The sequence below is a fragment of the uncultured Duncaniella sp. genome (assembly GCF_910577345.1).
Taxonomy (GTDB): domain Bacteria; phylum Bacteroidota; class Bacteroidia; order Bacteroidales; family Muribaculaceae; genus Duncaniella.
Genome location: NZ_CAJTMT010000033.1, coordinates 7,669 through 25,277, shown reverse-complemented (window position 1 = coordinate 25,277; position 17,609 = coordinate 7,669). Strand labels below are relative to the sequence as shown.

Below are 17,609 nucleotides of genomic sequence, written 5' to 3'. Positions count from 1 at the left end.
CGCGCTGCAGCGCGTATGCCGGACAGGATTGAATCCGGATGGAAAAACGCCATTTGGCATACGCACTACAGCGCGTCCCTACATAATTACTTATAGGCAGGATGTTGGGTCAGATTGGGGTTGTCGATGAGAGGATGACCGGCGCTCTTGGCTGCGAAGGGACAAAGCTCAGTCTTATTCTTTTCGAAACCGTAGTAGATACCTGTCGAACCGGCTACCCAGTCAGGATATTCTCCCTTATTCTCGGCACGGCCAAGAGGTTTGGTATATATAGAAGCTCCGATATTGAGAGCCGGAACAGCAGCTGCCGTATAACCGGCGCAACGACGGGAATTCTTATTATAAGTACTTGTCCAAGCCTCGAACATCTTCACGGAATACCACATCTCACCGTCAGCGGGTGTGATGCCATGAGCAGCAAGCACTTCATTGACTTTCTTGGTGTGCTTGTTGCGATTGGCGGCAGTATTGACCTGTGGGGTGGTTGAGAGAAGGGCGATTTCATCCGGGTCAGTGATTTCGATGTAGGGGACGGTGAGGAACTTGTCGCCGTAGGTGTTGGTACACATCTCGAGTTTGACGAGGCGGATCGGAGCCACATCAGCATACTTGCCTGTACGGTCGGAGAGGTCCTTGATGTCCTGCTGATCCTGACGGATTTCCTTTTCGATGAGGTTGGTACGGATGAGGTCGCCACGGACAACGAGCTCATCACCGAGTTCCCATTTACGCTCCTGCATGATTGTCTCGAGGAATTCATCCTTGCTTGCTGCTGCAATGGGGAGGTCACCGATACCGGCACGGTCACGCACGAGTTTCAGGTAGGGAGTACCTGCAGAGGGGCCATTGAGGTAGTTCTGAGTCTCGGCATACATCAGGAGAACATCTGCATAGCGGAGGAGGGGAACATCCACATTACGCTTGGCTGCTGCAAAAGGAGCGGTACACCACTGGATGCGATACTTACCGGGCATGACACTTGAGAAGGTAGTGGCGCAGTTGGATCCGTCGAAATCTGCGGAATTCTGATAGAATGTGATAGAATAGTTACAGCAGGTGACATCGCGACGGGTGTCCTTGTCGTCAAACGACAGATAGTAGGTCGGGAGTTTTACCTGAAGGGTCTTGCGGGTACCGTAGGTTCCGCCCATACATCCGGGCTGACCATTGTAGACACCGAAGTCGAAGTTGGTCGATTCACCGAGACTGGCAATCTGCCACATCATTTCCTGTGATGAAATGTTGAAGTTGCGCTGGCAGTAGTTGTAGAAGAGGGTCTGGTAACCGCTCATCGAGCTGCCATTCTGAATGAGGCTGTTCTCGCCTTTCTGGATAATGTCATTGAGAGCATTGTCGGCGATGGTGTAGAGCTCGCGGACACGGGCCTCATCGTCGCGGCGCGCCATGTGGAGTGTCGAGGCATCATTTGTCTCGGTGTTCCAACGGAGCGAGTAGCCACCGGCATAGAGACAGATACGGGCAAGGATACCCTTGGCAGCCTGACGGGTCAGACGTTCGGGAGCCGAACCATATTCTGATTCGGAGAACCAGGGGAGGTCATCGACACAAGCCTGCATCTCGCCGATAATGCGGTCATAGATACCGTCGCGGTCAGAGCGTTTGGGATACCATGTCTCGTCCTGCTCGGAGCTGATAGGGGTGAAGAGCGCGGGAACGTCGCCGTAGAAACGGATGAGTTCATTGTATGCAAAGGCACGGATGAAAGTGACCTCTGCAATGAGGGCAGCGCGCTTGGGAGTCTCGGGAAGACCCTGCAGACGTTCGAGAGCCACGTTGCAGGACTCGATTGTCTTGTATGACTGCGAATAGACTGTAGTGGCTGTGGCGGGAAGAATCACGTCGTAGGCGAAGTTCGCCGAGCGGGGACGGCCACCGACGAGGTCCTCCTCGCAACTGAGCGTGACACCCGGGTCAATGAAGGGACGCCAGAGTTCTGAGAAAACGAGCGAACGGTAGCAACCCTTGACGAAAAGTTCGGCCTTGCCCTCGTCGGAGAACACGAAATCGAGGTCATCGGCGGTATATGAAGGCTTTTCGAGAGTATCCTCACAGGAAGTGAGCATGGGCGCAGCAGCGCCGACGAGCATGGCTGCGGTGAGGAAACTGAATATATTTTTCTTGTTCATGTTAAATTCTTGATGTCAGATTAAGGTTAGAACGAGAGGTTGAGACCGACAACATAGCTGCGCGACAGAGGATAGGTCGATGAATCGTAGCCGGGAGTACAGATGATGTTGTCGTTCTTGGCAGATGCGTCGGGGTCATAGCCGGAGTAACCTGTGATGGTGCAGAGGTTGTTGGCAGTGAAGTAGAGACGCAGGTTGCTGACATGGACCTTCTTCATCCACTTGGCGGGGAAGGTGTAGCCGAGTGTCACCTGAGCGAGACGGAGATAAGAACCGTCCTCGACGAAGTATGACGAAGGATAGGTGATGGTGTTGACATTGCTTGTCGAAAGCGCCCAAGTGCGACCGGCCTCGTTGGGGTTGAGTTCCTTAAGACGGGCAACATTCTTGGTCTCACGGCCTGTCACCGGGTCGATGAGGCGATAGTAGTTGTTGCCGAACTCGGTGGGGACGTTCTCGAAGGGAGCGTAGGGGCTCATTGCGTGTTTGGTGGCGTTGTAAATATCGTTGCCGATATTGAACTTCATGAACACGTTGAGGTCGAAGCCCTTGAAGGTGAACTGGTTGTTGAAACCGCCGATAACCTCGGGAGTACCATTACCAATCTTGACGAGCTTGCGGGTGAACTGCTTGGTGCCGTCCTCGTTCTCGGTATCGGCAGCAAACTTGATGTCGCCGGGCTTGGGAGTGCCGGATGCGGGGAGCACGACACCGGGCTTGAGTGCGCCGTAGGTGCCATCCTCGTTAAGCTCGAAGTCATCAGTAGTGTAGATACCTTCATACTTGTAACCGTACATGTCACCGAGGCTCTCGCCTACAGTTGCATAATAGGTCACTGTTCCCGAACGGTTGCCGCCGGCACCAAAGGTCTTGTGGTCCTCACCGCTTTCAAGAGAGATAACTTTTGACTTGTTGAGCGAGATATTGAGTGAAGAGGTCCACTGGAAATCGCGGGTGGCGATGTTGACGGTATTGAGCGAGAATTCCCAACCGCGGTTGCGCATCTTGCCGACGTTCTGATACTGCTTGCTGTAGCCGGTAGAAGTCGGAATGACACAGTTCATGAGCATGTCGGAAATCTGGTTGTTGTACCACTCGACGGTGAGGCTGATACGGTTGTTGAACATACCGAGGTCAAGACCGACGTTGGTTGCGTGGAGAGTTTCCCATTTGAGATTCTTGTTGCCCAGAGTTGAGCCCACAACATAAGCGGGAGAGTTCTCGTCGTTGTCCATGGGATAGGTGGTCATGGTGGCGTTGGTCACATAGAGGTTCGAGCCGATGCCGTTGTTACCGGTGACACCGTAGCCCACACGGAACTTAAGGTTGTTGAACCACTCGGCAATCGAGTTCTCGCGCCAGAATTCTTCCTGCGACACGCGCCATGCGGCAGAAGCCGAGGGGAAGTAACCCCACTTGTTGCCCTTGGCAAACTTCGAGCTGCCGTCGGCACGCATTGTGGCGGTGAGGAGGTAGCGGTCGTCATAGCCATAGTTCACACGGCCGAAGAATGAAAGCATGTTGCTCTCGGAGTAGCCTGATTCCTTGCTCTGCACCTCTACGTTGGAGATGTCATGGAGACCATGGTTGGGATAGGGGAACTTGCGGAGGGTCCAGTTGTTCTTGTCGCTCTTGCTGAAAGAGTATTCCTGACCTACCATGATGGAGAGGTCATGCTTCTCGGCAAAAGTCTTGACGAAGTTGAGGGTGTTGGAGATGTGCCAGCCCGAGCTTGAAGAGTTCTTGATAGAGCCGGTCATACCGGTATTCTCGGGGTCGGCAAGATAGCCGGTCGAGCGTTCGTCGGCAAAAGTCGTACCCTTACCCCACGAGGTGCTGTAGTTGCCCTGAGTACGCCATGAGAGGTACTTGAGGAAATCGATTGTGATGCCTGCGTTGACCTCGAAGCGGCGGGTATGGTTGCCGGAAGTCGATGCAAGATTCTGAACGAGGGGGTTGTTGAGGTTATAGTTGCTGTCGAGCTTCTTGAACTGGATTGAAGTCTCAGTGTTGCGGATCTCGTCCTGAGTGAAGAGCGTACCGCCGTTGATAGGCTGGAGAAGCACATAGTCCATGTGGCCGTAGCTACCGCCACCGTGGGTCATGTTGTCATAGAAGAATGAGTTGAAGTCAACCTTCACACCCTTCCAGAGCTCGGCGTTGATTTTGGCGCGGATAGAGTTACGGCGATAGTCGTGGTTGGCGAGAAGACCGTCCTGATTGACGTGGTTGTAGCTGAGGAGGACACGGGTCTTTTCAGTACCTGTCGAAAGCGAAACGTTGTGGTTCTGGGTTGTTGCGTGGCCACCGAATGCTTCGTCCTGCCAGTCGATGGAATAGGGATTGGCAGCGAGACCGTAGCGCTCGTCCATTGCACCGAAGATGCCGGAATACCATGCATCGTCATTGTCATAGCTTGCATCGTTGTAGCCGGTGGCCCATGTAGTGGTCTTGCCCTGAAGTTCGGCAAGTTCATACTGATAGCCGACATAGTCACGGACATTGCTCATCATGTCGAGTTTCTTCGAGAGCTTGTCGAAAGAAACATAGCCGTTGTAGTCAACCTTGGTCTTGCCTGCGGCTGCCGACTTGGTGGTGATGACGATGATACCGTTTGAACCGCGCGCACCGTAGATGGCTGTGGATGAGGCATCCTTAAGCACGTCGATGGTCTCGATGTCGTTGATGTCAATGTTCTGGAGCGCGTCGCTCATGGCGAAACCGTCCACGATGTAGAGAGGCTTGGTATCCTGAGTCAGTGACGCACCACCGCGGACGGTGACGTTCATCGAGGCACCGGGGGCGCCGTTCTGCGACACGATGTTGACACCCGCTGCCTTGCCTTGGAGGGCGGCTGCTGCGGAGGTCACGGGGACTTTGGCGAGCTCTGAGCCGGAGACGGAGGAGACTGCACCGGTGAGGTCTTTTTTCTTGACTGTGCCGTAGCCGATGGCGACGACTTCGTCGAGGACTGTGGTGTTGTTCTCAAGGGTGACATCGATGCGGGTCTGGCCGTTGACGGGGACCTCCTTGGTGTCATAGCCGATGTAGGAGAACTGGAGAGTTGCTTTTGAGGGGACGGAGATGGTGAAGTTACCGTCGATGTCTGTTGCGACACCGTGCTGTGTTCCCTTCTGCATGACAGTAGCGCCGATAAGGGGTTCACCGGTATTGTCGATGACAGTACCGGTCACTGTGATGTTTTGGGCGTAAACTGAAAGTGAGAAGGTCAAGGTCAGCAGCATTGCCAACCAATAACGAGTTTTCTGACTTAAATTCATACACTCATGGTTTTTTTTAGATTTATTCAAATATATAGATAGTTACCGCTGTGATTGTGTCCGCTGTGGTCGGGCCGCCGGAGCGTGGCAGTCCTTTAAGTTTTCATGGAGAGGCCGATAAGGGGTCAGCCTCCGGATGTGAGTGTGATGCAACGATTGGTATACATGGTTGAAATCATGACGCAGAGTGCCTTTGTCGCACTATACGCTACAAATGTACGGAGAAAAATTACCCCCCCCAAATCGTTAACTATTTTTAACGATTTTAATCTACTTATAGTTAATTTTTAACTATATCCACTTCCCTTTCAATTTTATTTACATTGCAAACCGGCGTCGATAGGCTATTTTCACCAAATATTCATTAACAACGGAGGGATTATGCATACACATATATTATATATACGGGCCGGAATCTTCTCAGACTGGGCGGAGCATTGCGGAGAGCATGAAGCCGATGGTGAGGATGTCGCAGTTGTCGCCCATGCTACGGCGGAGCATTTCGAGGAGGCGGACCTTGCGCTTCTTGACGGTGATTTCGGCCACTCCGAGTGCGGCGGCGATGTCGGCGTTTTTCATTCCCTCCTCGAAGCTCATGCGGAGGAGCTGACGGTAGTCGTCGGGAAGGTTACGGATGGCGGCATAGAGGGAGTCGAGTGTCTCATGCTCGATGAGCGCGCGGGCGGCGTCGGCCTCATGGCGCTCGGCGGAGCTGCCGGCATCGGCATAGTTGCGCATGGCCGAGAGTTTGCGGAGGGCTGAGACAGCCTTGTTGCGGATACAGGCGAGGATATGGGCACGCCACTGCTCGGCCGAGGTGAAGGTGGAGCGCTTCTGGAAGGCATCGAGGACGGCATCCTGCACGCAGTCGTCGGCCATCCAATCGAGATCGTTGCCGAGAAGCCGGGAGGCATACATGACCATTCCGGGGAAATAGCGCTCGTAGAACGGCGCCATCTTCCCGGCCACAAACTTTCGGAATATCTCGTCAGACGTGTGCAATTTATATATCCGGATTGATTCTGTGAGGACAAAATTACGAAATATGTTGATAAATCGGCAAGAAAAGTGTCGAAATGTCAAGATTTTATAGGCTTTTTTGAAAAAAATCAAGAATTTTTCGGTTTTGGGGATATACTTTTTCACACCCTTTGCGAATACATGATAAATAGCATTGTTAAACTATTTTTAACCAAAATATAGTATAATACACCCCGAAAACAGTTAAATCGCCCCTCCCTCCGCCTTAGCAATCACCGAAAACGGTGGTATTTAACCAAAAATCAGCTAACCAATCACCAATATAAAATGCAGCGCATCAGCAGCCTCATAATAAAGAAACTGACCTCCTCTCTCTCACGCAGCGAGGAGGCCGAACTGCAGGCATGGGTCGACGAGAGCGACGAAAACCGCCGTCTCTACGAGCGGCTCACCGACCCCAAGGCTCTGCAGGAGACCCTTGCGCTCTGGCAGATGGTCGACACCGGCCGTGCCTGCCGCGACATGCAGCATGAGGTCAACCGTATCCTCTGGCGCAGCCGCCTCACGCGCTGCATCTCCATCGCAGCCATCGCCATCTGTATTCTCGCAGTAGCAGTCCTCCTCCCCTCCCGCATCGACATGTCGGGACGCCCCGAGGAGGTCGTAGCCGAGGCCAAGGGCCCGCAGAGCGTCGACGACATCAAGCCGGGTGTCACCGTGGCGGTCCTCTCCGATGCCGCCGGCCACAACGTGGCCCTCAATGCTTCCGACACGGCCAAGGTTGCGACCGTCCTGCTGACTGAAACCGCCCCGGCCGACGACAATGCTCCGCGTGAGCTTTGCCTCGACGTCCCCCGCGGTGGTGAGTTCAAGGTGCAGCTTGAAGATGGCACCGAGGTGTGGCTCAACTCCGCATCGAAGCTCCACTATCCCGACAAGTTCACGGGCGACATGCGCAAGGTGCGCATCGAGGGTGAGGCATATCTCGCCGTCGCGACCGACAGCCTCCGCCCCTTCTACGTCGAGACCGACAATCAGCTCATCCGCGTCTACGGCACTGCCTTCAATGTCCGCTACTATCCTGAGGAGGCCGAGGTCTTCACCACTCTCGAAAAGGGACGCATCTCGCTGCGCCGCGCCGACGATGTCGGGGGCGAGTTCTTCCTGACTCCCGGCCATCAGGCCGTTTTCGGGACCGCCGATTCACGGGTGAATGTCCGCGAGGTCAACACCGACGTTGTCACCTCATGGCGCAAGGGTCGCTTCGTCTTCGAGGACCGCGCACTGCTGCGCATCATGCAGGACCTCAGCCGATGGTATGACTTCGACTTCGAGTTTGCCGACCCGTCGCTCCAGACCGAGGAGTTCAAGGGGAGCATCCCGCGCTATTCCGACTTCACCACCGCCATCGCCATCCTTGAGAAATGCGGAGGCATCCGCTTCTCGGTCGACGACGGCAAGGTCATCATATCCCGGGCTGTAAACTAAACCCGAGACGCACAATAGTAACAATTATATATTTTATGCCAATCAACCCAGTCTTTACCAATCATTATTATAGCAGATGAAACGCAGATTATTAACTTTGCTGGTTGCGTGGATGTTAATCCCGATGGCCCTTCTGGCCCGCAACTACGACATGACTTTCAACGGTGACTCGCCTCAGGAGGCGTTCAAGGTCATCAAGGAAGCCACCGGCTATGAGTTTGTCTATAACAAAAGCATTCTCAGTGGAATAGCCGGACGTTCCGTCACAGGTTCATACCACGACATGGCTCTCGATGCCATTCTCAGTCAGGTGGTCGGCGACCAGCTCGGCCTCGACTATGAGATTGTCGACCAATCAATAGTCCTCTCGAAGCCCGCTGCAAAGCAGACTTCACGCGCCCATATCACGGGTATCGTCATGGACAGCAACGGCGAGACCCTCCCCGGTGTGGCAGTCTATGAGAAGAAATCGCCCAAGACCGGCACCATGACCAACATCGACGGCGACTTCCAGCTCGCCTCGAAGGGACGTCAGAGCGTGCAGCTCGTCTTCCAGTATGTCGGCATGAAGCGCAAGGAGGTCACCTGGTCGGGCAAGCCCCTGAAGGTCTACCTTGAGGACGACGGCAATCAGCTCGACGACGTGGTCGTGACCGGCTATCAGGTCATCGACAAGCGCGCGTCGACCTCCGCCATCACATCCATCAAGGCTGAGGACATCCTCCGCCCCGACGCTCTCTCTATCGACCAGATGCTCGAAGGCCAGGTGCCCGACCTCATGTTCATGTCCAATTCCGGTGAGTCGAACGCCGCTCCTAAAATCCGTATCCGTGGTACCTCGTCCATCATCGGTAACCGTGAGCCCCTCTGGGTTGTCGACGGTATCGTCGTGAAGGACCCCGTGCCCATCTCGCCCGACGAACTCAACGACCCCGACTATGTCAACCGTCTCGGCAACGCCATCTCAGGACTCAACCCGCAGGACATCGAGCGCCTCGACGTGCTGAAGGACGCATCAGCCACAGCCCTCTACGGCACGAAGGCTGCCAACGGTGTCATCGTCATCACCACCAAGCGCGGTAAGGAGGGTAAACCCCAGATCCGCTACTCCAACAACTTCACATGGAAGCGCCGTCCGCGCTACTCCGACAGCTCGGTCGACGTGCTCAACTCAAAGGAGCGCATCGCCCTGTCGAAGCAGTTGTTCAACGACCACTATGTCTATGACTCGGCCAACACCCTTGTCGGTTTCGAGGATCTTATGGACAAACTCTATGCCGGCAAAATCAATCAAAGTGAATTTGATTCTCAGCTCGCATGGTATGAGACAGTCAACACTGATTGGTTCAACCTCCTCACCCACGACAGTTTCTCGCAGCAACACACCCTGACCCTCAGCGGTGGTGGCTCACGCAGCGCCTACTATGCATCTATTGGTTTTACCGATGACGATGATATTGTCAAAGGCAACAAGAACCGACGCTACAATGCAATGATCAACCTTGATGTAAATTTTGCATCATGGCTGACAGCCACTTTCGGACTTAACGGCTCTATCTCTGACCGCGACTACTATCAGAGCTCGCTGTCGCCTCTCCAGTATGCCTACCGCGCCAGCCGCGCCATCCCCGCTTTTGATGGTGACGGAAACTATCATTATTATGATCAACATGAGTATCAAGGCAACTCCTATCGCTATAATATTCTGAATGAGCTTGAGAATAGTGGAGTTGAGCAGAACGGCAATCAGTTATCCTTCAATGCGAACTTCCGCTTCCATCTCACTGACTGGCTCTCAGCCAACGCCATTTTCTCTTATTCGGCATCCAATACCGACATTAACAGCTATTGGGGAGCACAGACCTACTATGCGGCCAAACTCCGTGGCTGTGATTATGGCAAGACACCCTCAGAAGGCAGTGCAATGCCTCAGGGCGGCGAGCTGACACATACTTCTACCGACCTCCGCAGTTGGACCGCCCGTCTGCAGCTCGACTGGAACAAATATTTCAACGACGACATCCATAATTTCAGCGGTGGCATCGGCTTCGAAGCATCTTCTGACAACTACAAGGGCTACGGCAACACCACTCGCGGCTACTTCCCCGAACGAGGCATGAGCTTCGCGCAGGGTATCGATCTTACCAAGTACCCAAACTATGCCTCATGGCTTGCAGGAAACACCCCCGTCCTTACCAACTCTAAGGACAATGTCCTTTCTGCCTACATCACTGCCAGCTACAACTGGAAGCGACTCATCTTCGTCAATGCCAACGCCCGTGTCGACGGCTCAAACAGCTTCGGTGACCGTGCCAACGACAAGCTTCTCCCCATCTGGTCTGTTTCAGGTTCATTCGATGCCGCCCAGCTCGATTTCTTCAAGCAGCTCACATGGCTCGACTACTTCTCAATCAAGGGCAGCTACGGTTTCCAGGGCAATATGCTCTCCGACCAGTCCCCTGTCATGATTATCCGCAAAGGATCCTTCGATGATTTCTATGGCGAATATGTTTCCACTGTCGAGCGCAACCCCAACCCAGACCTCCGTTGGGAAAAGACCACGAGCTACAACCTCGGTTTCGAATGGGGCTTCTTCAACCGCAAGCTCCAGCTCGATGCATCAATCTACTGGAAGCGCACAAAAGATGCCTTCATGACCAAGACCATATCTACCGTGAACGGCTACGACTCATACATCGTCAACGGCGGAGACATTGACAATGACGGTTACTCCATCGGTATCACCGTCCGCCCCATCGACACCCGCGACTGGCAGTGGAGCATCTCGACCAACTTCTCCCGTGCCATCAACAAAATCAAGAGTCTTCCCGCAGGTGAATCCTACGAGCTCAATGACTTCCTCAACGGCAACGCCATTGTCAAGGGACAGCCCGTCGGAACCTTCTACTCCTACAAGTTCCTTGGCCTCAGTCCCGTCGACGGCGGCCCGATGTTCGACGACTGGTTTGACCATAACGAAGACCTCAAGGGTCTCAGCAAGTATGACACCTATACCTCTGTCCTGACAGCCACCGGTTCACGCGAACCAATCATGTCGGGCAACCTCTCCACCATGCTTCGCTGGAGGAATCTCCGCCTCAGCGCCAACTTCGTCTATAGCCTCGGTGCCAAAACACGCCTCTTCGGCATGTATGGCGCAGGAACCGATAGCTACGGTGTCTATGCTCAGCAGGGTCAGATCAAATCTGAAAACAACCTAAGTCGTGACTACCTCGACCGTTGGTTGAAGCCTGGCGATGAAAAGCATACCAATATTCCTGCCATTATCGGCCATCTAAGTCCCGGCTATAGCCGATATTATAGACATTGGTCTACAAGCATGGATGAAATTCAGACCATTGCCGATTCCTATTGGGATATGTATGACTACTCCGACCTTCGCGTTGTCAGCTCAGACTACCTTAAGCTCTCCACACTCAGTCTTTCATACGACTTCCCCAAGAACCTCCTTCGCCCGTGGGGATGCCAGCGCCTCGAACTGACTGCGACAGGCACCAACCTCTTCACCATCTGTGATTCCAAACTGAAGGGTCAGACCCCTACTCAGGGTGGCTTCACAACCATCCAACTCTCCGACCGTCCCGGCTTCTCTTTCGGTCTAAATGTAACATTCTAATTTCAGAAATCACGCATGAAAAATATAGCTAAAACCATCTGTGCCGCCCTTCTGACCCTTACAGGATTCGGTCTTACCTCCTGCGATTCATTCCTTCAGGAATATTCTCAGGATCTGGCAAAAGTCAATTCATGGGAGGATCTTGACGAAGTGCTTCTTGGTGCAGCATATCTTCACACCGGCCGCTTTTATGACAGTGGCAACTCGTATGAAATCACTGATCGTGACAGCCATTTCGATATTCTTCATTTCATGTCTGATGAATTGTATATCACGGATGACACTCACATGCTTCAGGAATATTATGAGGATATGTTCCCCTTCTTCACCTGGCAACAGGATACCGGTGTCGACAATCAATTGAAATATGTTGGAAATGACGAATCCTATTTCAACGCGCCATATTCCCGTATCAATGTCTGCAATATGGTCATCTCCCTCATTGACGAGCAGCCGGCCCCGAATCCCGAGGATGAGATAGAGAAACGTCGTGTGAAAGGTGAGGCATACTTCCTCCGTGCTCTCTACTACTTTTTCCTGACAAATCTCTATGCGGAGCCTTACGATCCGGCCACAGCATCCTCGACAAAGGGTATGCCCTTGAAGTTTTCCGAAATCATCGAGGACAAGGAGTTTGAACGTTCCACCCTTGCTGAAACATACCAGAAAGTCATTGAGGACCTTAAGGAAGCGGAACAGCTTCTCGAGGGAACAACTCGCAAATCAATTTACCGTGCCGACAGAAATACCGTACGTCTGCTCCTGAGCCGTGTGTATCTCTACATGCAGGACTGGGACAATGCAATAGCAAAAGCCCGTGAGGTACTTGCCGAGAAGGATGCTCTTCTGAATATCGGCTCCAAAGCAATCGGTGATGATTGTCTTGACGGATCTTCGCCCGAAGTCCTTTTTTCGATGGGTGATTACCTCATTGCATTCTATTTCCGCGACGATCGCTATAATTCAGCATCGTTGCAGATCTCAAATGACCTCCTTGCTCTCTACGACAAGGATGATTATCGCACTGACCGCTACATAGGCACGACCAAAAATCGTGGAACCAATATATTCCGCAAAATTAACGGACAATATGATGCCGTCGGAAAATATACCACTGTAGGCAGTGTCTTCACATTCCGTACACCTGAGGCATATCTCACACTGGCAGAAGCGTCTGCCTACAAAGGCGACGAGGCTACTTCTCGCACCTATCTCGAAAAATTCCTCTCGACCCGCAAATCAGGGAGTGTATCGGTAGAAGAATCAGGCGAGAATCTCATTGATCTCATACGAAACGAACGCGCCCGCGAATTTCTCCTTGAAGGCCACAGATGGTTTGACCTCCGCCGCTACACGGTTAATACAGTTTATCCTTGGTCAAAGGAAATCATCCATGGTTATCCTTATATAGCCTCCTATGATTATGACCATACAGACTGGTATCGTCTTGAAAAGAATGATCAGGCCTATACCCTCCCGCTCCCCCGTGCCATCCGCAATTTTCAAGTCTCGCTCGGCAATGCTAACCGCCCATCACGCAAAGCATTTGATGTAACACAAGTCCATGGTCCCGACTATAGCAACCTCGGTGACGGAGATGATGATGACGATTGGGATGATGATGACGATTGGGATGATGATGACTGGGATTGGTAAATCTTTCCGGAAAATATTCAAAACCGAATTTGAAAATTAAAAACTATGAAATATTTATCTAAAATAATTGGGCTCGCTTGTATCATCGCAGCTACCGGATTCGCGTCTTGCTCGGACGACAACGAGGATTTGGTTCCCGGACTGACTGTCGACAACTTCTTCGCCCCCGATCCTGCCGACAATTCTGAGGAGGCCCGTATGCGTCGTGACTTCTACAAGGAAAACGGCATCTATCTCCTGTTTTCCGATACTCTTGCCACTTATATCGACAGCAATGGATTGGAACGGGTTGAGACAGTCGATTTCAAATGGACCGCTCTCACCTCTCATGATGTCCTTACCACAGTTACCTACGACAAGATATTTGAATCTGAACGTCAGGCATCCGTCGACTGGGCCGCAACTTATTTCCTGCCATACATAAAGGATGGCAAAATGAAACCCTATTCTATTCTTTTGGTAGACAATCTCATGGTAAATACCGGATACTCGCCAAAGAAAGCAGCCTTCTATAATACCTGGCGTTGTTTCACAATCAATATGTCCGACACACATGGTGTCGAAGGCGAGGAAGCCAAATCCCTTGGAAAGACTATGCTAAGGAATCTCGTAGACCAAAAACTCACTCAATATTCGCCCGAATTAGCTGACTTTTTTGCTGTCTGTGAGGAATATTATGAGGCTGACATCATAGACTTTTTCCCGGACTGGGCTTACGAGCAGGATATAGAACAAATCTATAACATTGGTTTCCTGAAGTATAATCAATATTGGGGCGACGACCCTGAATACGACTATATGCCGTATCGGTCACATGATCTCACAAATTTTAAAGATGCAGTATTCAACGAGGATGAGGCTGAATTCCGTGAAAAATGGGCAGAATATCCCATTATCATACAGAAGTATGACTTGCTTCTCGAATGTTTTGAAAATCTCGGTGTAAACCTTAAAGCAGTGCAATGATTATGAAAAAATATATAACCTTGGCCATCATCGCGTTTACCCTCGGATTCACATCCTGCAGCGATGACGACAAGCTCCCCGACGTGAAACCCGCCGACCGTGGAACTGTAACGGATAATCAGGGCAACGTCTATGATTGGGTTCGTATCGGTGACCAGATGTGGACAACCTCCAACGCTAAAAACGGCATTTCGCTCTCTGAAGCTGAATATTATGCAGGTAGCTGGTGGAGCTATGTCCTCGAAGATGATGAGGATATTGAGTATTTTGATAATGACTATTTCCCGGTCATGGGAAATCTTATGACCATGGAAGATGCCATCGACTCTGCTCCTGAAGGTTGGCGCCTCCCCTCCGACGAGGATTGGCAGAAACTTGAAAGGACTCTCGGTATGTCCAACGCCTCTTCCAAAGGCAACCGTGGCGATGGTGTGGCCTATTCAATGATTACCAAGGACTCAGGATGTGAGCTTGGCCTTGATTTCGGTGGAGGCTGCTTCCCCATGAAAGTCTATGGATGGACTGAAATTAATCTTGACTTCATTGGTGAACACGGTTACTATTGGACTTCCACACTCGAACCCACCTACGAGACAGAACAACCGATGGCCTACTACCGCCGCATCACCGTCAACAACGGCAAGGTCGGACGCGAATGTATGCGCGCCGACTCCTACCTCTCCGTCCGTTGGGTCAAGGATGTCGAATAGACAAATCTTCAACAATCCTCATATCTTATTCTTTTAGCTCATATTTTATTTTATGAATATGAATTTGATAAAAATGTCACTGTCAGGGCTTATGGCCCTGACTTTGTCTATCGGGGCACAGGGTGCCACCGGTTTCTCCCTCAGCGGCTCCCTTCAGGGTATGCCCGACAGTGTGAAAGTGGTCCTCTTCAACATCGAGGATCCCAACGGCGACGTGAAGAAAGTGGCCGAGACAATGGCCTCGGGAGGCAGCTTCAATCTCGCAGGCGATGTCAAATCACCCGCGATGTGCAAACTCGCCTTCCAGCGCTTCAGCCCCAAACGCGGTGAATATCTCACCGTCTTCTCAACCCGCGTCATGGCCGACAACGCCCCCATGACCTTCAGTACTCCCCTCAGCTTCGACAGCCTCGCCAACGTCCGCCCCATTGAGACAGTCGTAAACATCAAAGGCTCAAAAGCAGCCGACGAATTTGCCGAATATATCGCGCAGGTATCTCCCGCCGAACGTCGCGAGAGCGATGCCTCCTATCTCTCGGCACAGAAATATTTCGATTCCAACGGCAATGAGGATACAGTTGCGAAATACGACGTATTCAAGAACCAAGCCCTCGCCGACCTCCTCGCCGAGCAGCGCAGATTCATAGCCGCCCACCCCGACTACAATATCTCGGCCTACCTCACCCAGAAGGAACTTGAAAAACAGTTTGTCTACACCGCCGACGAGATCAACGCCATGGCCGACCTCGTGAAAGCCTGCCCCGACACCGCCCGCACATCGACCGTCGAACGCCGCCGCACTTTCGCTCAGCGCTACGCACTTGAAAGCCCCTGTGCCGACTTCGAGGTGACACACGTCGACGGCAAGGTTGCCCCCTTCTCGTCGCTCCGCACACCCGGCAAATACACCTTCATCGACTTCTGGGCCTCATGGTGCGGTCCCTGCCGTGCAGCCATCCCCCATGTGCGCGAGCTTTATAAAAAGTATGCCGACAAGCTCGACATCTACAGCATCTCCGTCGACGAGACCGAAGGCCCCTGGCGCAAGGCAATGGAAAAAGAGCAGATGGAATGGCCGCAGCTCCATCTGTCGGAAGAACAGATGGGCCCCGCAGCCAACGCATTCTTCCTCAACACCATCCCACGCCTCATCCTCCTCGATGACCAAGGCCGCGTGGTCTGCTCGACCAACCTCCCCCGCGAACTCTCCGCAGCCCTCACCCGCCACCTCGGCGAATAATCACGGCCATCAGCCCTATTAGACTTATTAGCCCTATTTGACTTATTAGCCCTATCACCCCCATCAAAAAAATCATGAAACTCCTGTCAACCACCCTCCTCCTCACCGCAGCCCTCTCCCTCCAGGCTACCGACGGCTTCACCATAACCGGCAAAATCCCCGGCCTCAAACCCGGCATTCCCGTCAAACTCGTCAGCCACGAGCGTGGCGAACGCGGAGACCTCGCCGAAACAACCGCCTCCGACGGAGCCTTCACCCTCACAGGCAAAGTCTCCTCACCCTCCCTCTGCGAAATCCGCATCGAGACCAAGGACGAAGAATCGCTCGACAAAGCCATCACCCTCATGGTCGAGAACCTCCCCATGACTGTCAGCGCCGCACATATCGACAGCGTCGCCCCCGGTTTCTACTTCGGCACAGGCGGACTTCTCAAAGAGAAAAATGTCACCGTCACCGGCGGACAGGCCCAGAAGGAATATGCTGAATACACCGAAGCCATGTTCCCCTACATCTTCGATGCCAAGGCAGCACACTTCAACCTCCACGTCGACGAGAACCGCGACCGCAGCAAGGAAGGGAAAAAGCGCCTCGAAGAAGCAGCCGCCAAAGCCAATAAAGCAGAGGAAGAGGCCGTCCGCAGCTTCATCAAGGCCCATCCCACCTACAGCATCTCCGGAATGAAGATGCTCAGCGACCTCTCAACACCATTCGCCTTCACCGGTGCCGAACTCGACGCGCTTGCCGAAACCTTCAAGGCAATGCCCGACACCGCACGTCTCAACCAGATTACAAAAGCTATGGAATTCAGCCGCAAGTTCCAGCGTGAGACACCCTTCACCGACGTTGCTGCCCTCGACACCCTCGGCACCGAGCGCCGTCTCTCCGACTTCGCCGGAAAAGGCAAATATGTCATGGTCGACTTCTGGGCTTCATGGTGCGGCCCCTGCCGCATGGCCATCCCCCATGTGCGTGAACTCTACAACAAGTATGGCGACAAGCTCGAAATCCTCGCCGTCTCGCTCGACAGCGCCGAGAAACCCTGGCGCAAGGCAATGGCCGAAGAGCAGATGGAATGGACTCAGCTCTGGGCCGACAAGACCCGCGTCAGCCCCATCACCGAAGCCTATCAGGTCCACAGCATCCCCTTCCTGATGCTCCTTGACCCCGAAGGCCGCATCGTCCACGCCGGCCACGACCCCAACGCCATCACCGAAACCCTCGCCAAAGCTTTAAGCGAAAATTAATAAGTCCAATAAGCCAAATAGGCCCAATAGGTAGCGCAAAGCCTATTGGGCCTATTTGACCTATTAGGCTTATTAGCCTTATCTCCTATTAGCCTTATTAGCCCTATTAGGCCTATTAGCCCTATCTCCTATTAGCCTTATTCGCCCTATTGGGCCTATTAGCCCTATCCCCTATTAGCCCTATCCCCTATTAGCCTTATTGGGCCTATTAGGCCTATTAGCCCTATCTCCTATTAGCCTTATTCGCCCTATTGGGCCT

Annotated in this window: 10 protein-coding genes; 7 read left to right on the top strand and 3 right to left on the bottom strand. The window is 52.8% G+C overall.

What is annotated here, in order from left to right; genetic code table 11:
* Positions 1-86: 86 nt before the first annotated feature.
* The 3 genes from QZ310_RS11685 to QZ310_RS11675 all read right to left on the bottom strand — a co-directional run bounded on the left by QZ310_RS11685 (position 87) and on the right by QZ310_RS11675 (position 6,397).
* Positions 87-2,147 (bottom strand): RagB/SusD family nutrient uptake outer membrane protein, encoded by a 2,061-nt coding sequence (locus tag QZ310_RS11685; RefSeq protein ID WP_297072996.1) that lies wholly within the window; start codon positions 2,145-2,147, stop codon positions 87-89.
* Between the two features lie 26 nt (positions 2,148-2,173).
* Positions 2,174-5,392 carry a TonB-dependent receptor gene (locus tag QZ310_RS11680; protein WP_297072994.1) on the bottom strand — a complete coding sequence of 1,073 codons (3,219 nt, stop codon included), beginning with the start codon at positions 5,390-5,392 and terminating at the stop codon, positions 2,174-2,176.
* 456 nt (positions 5,393-5,848) lie between these two features.
* The gene (locus QZ310_RS11675) at positions 5,849-6,397 is read right to left on the bottom strand and encodes a sigma-70 family RNA polymerase sigma factor (RefSeq protein WP_297072992.1); all 549 of its coding nucleotides are present in this window, start codon (positions 6,395-6,397) and stop codon (positions 5,849-5,851) included.
* Positions 6,398-6,736: 339 nt separating this feature from the next.
* Here QZ310_RS11675 and QZ310_RS11670 point away from each other — a divergent pair, with 339 nt between their 5' ends.
* The 7 genes from QZ310_RS11670 (at position 6,737) to QZ310_RS11640 (ending at position 17,350) form a co-directional block, all read left to right on the top strand.
* Positions 6,737-7,897: a FecR family protein gene (locus QZ310_RS11670; protein ID WP_297072990.1), complete on the top strand. Its 1,161-nt coding sequence runs from the start codon at positions 6,737-6,739 to the stop codon at positions 7,895-7,897.
* Between the two features lie 76 nt (positions 7,898-7,973).
* Positions 7,974-11,534 carry a SusC/RagA family TonB-linked outer membrane protein gene (locus tag QZ310_RS11665; RefSeq protein ID WP_297072988.1) on the top strand — a complete coding sequence of 1,187 codons (3,561 nt, stop codon included), beginning with the start codon at positions 7,974-7,976 and terminating at the stop codon, positions 11,532-11,534.
* A gap of 15 nt (positions 11,535-11,549) precedes the next feature.
* Positions 11,550-13,190, top strand: coding sequence for a RagB/SusD family nutrient uptake outer membrane protein (locus QZ310_RS11660; RefSeq protein WP_297072986.1), 1,641 nt, complete (start codon positions 11,550-11,552; stop codon positions 13,188-13,190).
* 45 nt (positions 13,191-13,235) lie between these two features.
* Positions 13,236-14,156: a hypothetical protein gene (locus tag QZ310_RS11655; RefSeq protein WP_297072984.1), complete on the top strand. Its 921-nt coding sequence runs from the start codon at positions 13,236-13,238 to the stop codon at positions 14,154-14,156.
* Between the two features lie 2 nt (positions 14,157-14,158).
* Positions 14,159-14,866 carry an FISUMP domain-containing protein gene (locus QZ310_RS11650; RefSeq protein ID WP_297072983.1) on the top strand — a complete coding sequence of 236 codons (708 nt, stop codon included), beginning with the start codon at positions 14,159-14,161 and terminating at the stop codon, positions 14,864-14,866.
* Positions 14,867-14,939: 73 nt separating this feature from the next.
* Positions 14,940-16,106 carry a TlpA disulfide reductase family protein gene (locus QZ310_RS11645; protein WP_297072980.1) on the top strand — a complete coding sequence of 389 codons (1,167 nt, stop codon included), beginning with the start codon at positions 14,940-14,942 and terminating at the stop codon, positions 16,104-16,106.
* 74 nt (positions 16,107-16,180) lie between these two features.
* Positions 16,181-17,350: a TlpA disulfide reductase family protein gene (locus QZ310_RS11640; RefSeq protein WP_297072979.1), complete on the top strand. Its 1,170-nt coding sequence runs from the start codon at positions 16,181-16,183 to the stop codon at positions 17,348-17,350.
* Positions 17,351-17,609: the final 259 nt, after the last annotated feature.

Excerpts from the sequence above, each read along its gene's own strand:
- QZ310_RS11650 (WP_297072983.1), top strand. The coding sequence starts at position 14,159 with ATGAAAAAATATATAACCTTGGCCATCATCGCGTTTACCCTCGGATTC.
- QZ310_RS11665 (WP_297072988.1), top strand. The coding sequence starts at position 7,974 with ATGAAACGCAGATTATTAACTTTGCTGGTTGCGTGGATGTTAATCCCG.
- QZ310_RS11640 (WP_297072979.1), top strand. The coding sequence starts at position 16,181 with ATGAAACTCCTGTCAACCACCCTCCTCCTCACCGCAGCCCTCTCCCTC.
- QZ310_RS11660 (WP_297072986.1), top strand. The coding sequence starts at position 11,550 with ATGAAAAATATAGCTAAAACCATCTGTGCCGCCCTTCTGACCCTTACA.
- QZ310_RS11670 (WP_297072990.1), top strand. The coding sequence starts at position 6,737 with ATGCAGCGCATCAGCAGCCTCATAATAAAGAAACTGACCTCCTCTCTC.
- QZ310_RS11655 (WP_297072984.1), top strand. The coding sequence starts at position 13,236 with ATGAAATATTTATCTAAAATAATTGGGCTCGCTTGTATCATCGCAGCT.
- QZ310_RS11680 (WP_297072994.1), bottom strand. The coding sequence starts at position 5,392 with ATGCTGCTGACCTTGACCTTCTCACTTTCAGTTTACGCCCAAAACATC.
- QZ310_RS11685 (WP_297072996.1), bottom strand. The coding sequence starts at position 2,147 with ATGAACAAGAAAAATATATTCAGTTTCCTCACCGCAGCCATGCTCGTC.
- QZ310_RS11645 (WP_297072980.1), top strand. The coding sequence starts at position 14,940 with ATGTCACTGTCAGGGCTTATGGCCCTGACTTTGTCTATCGGGGCACAG.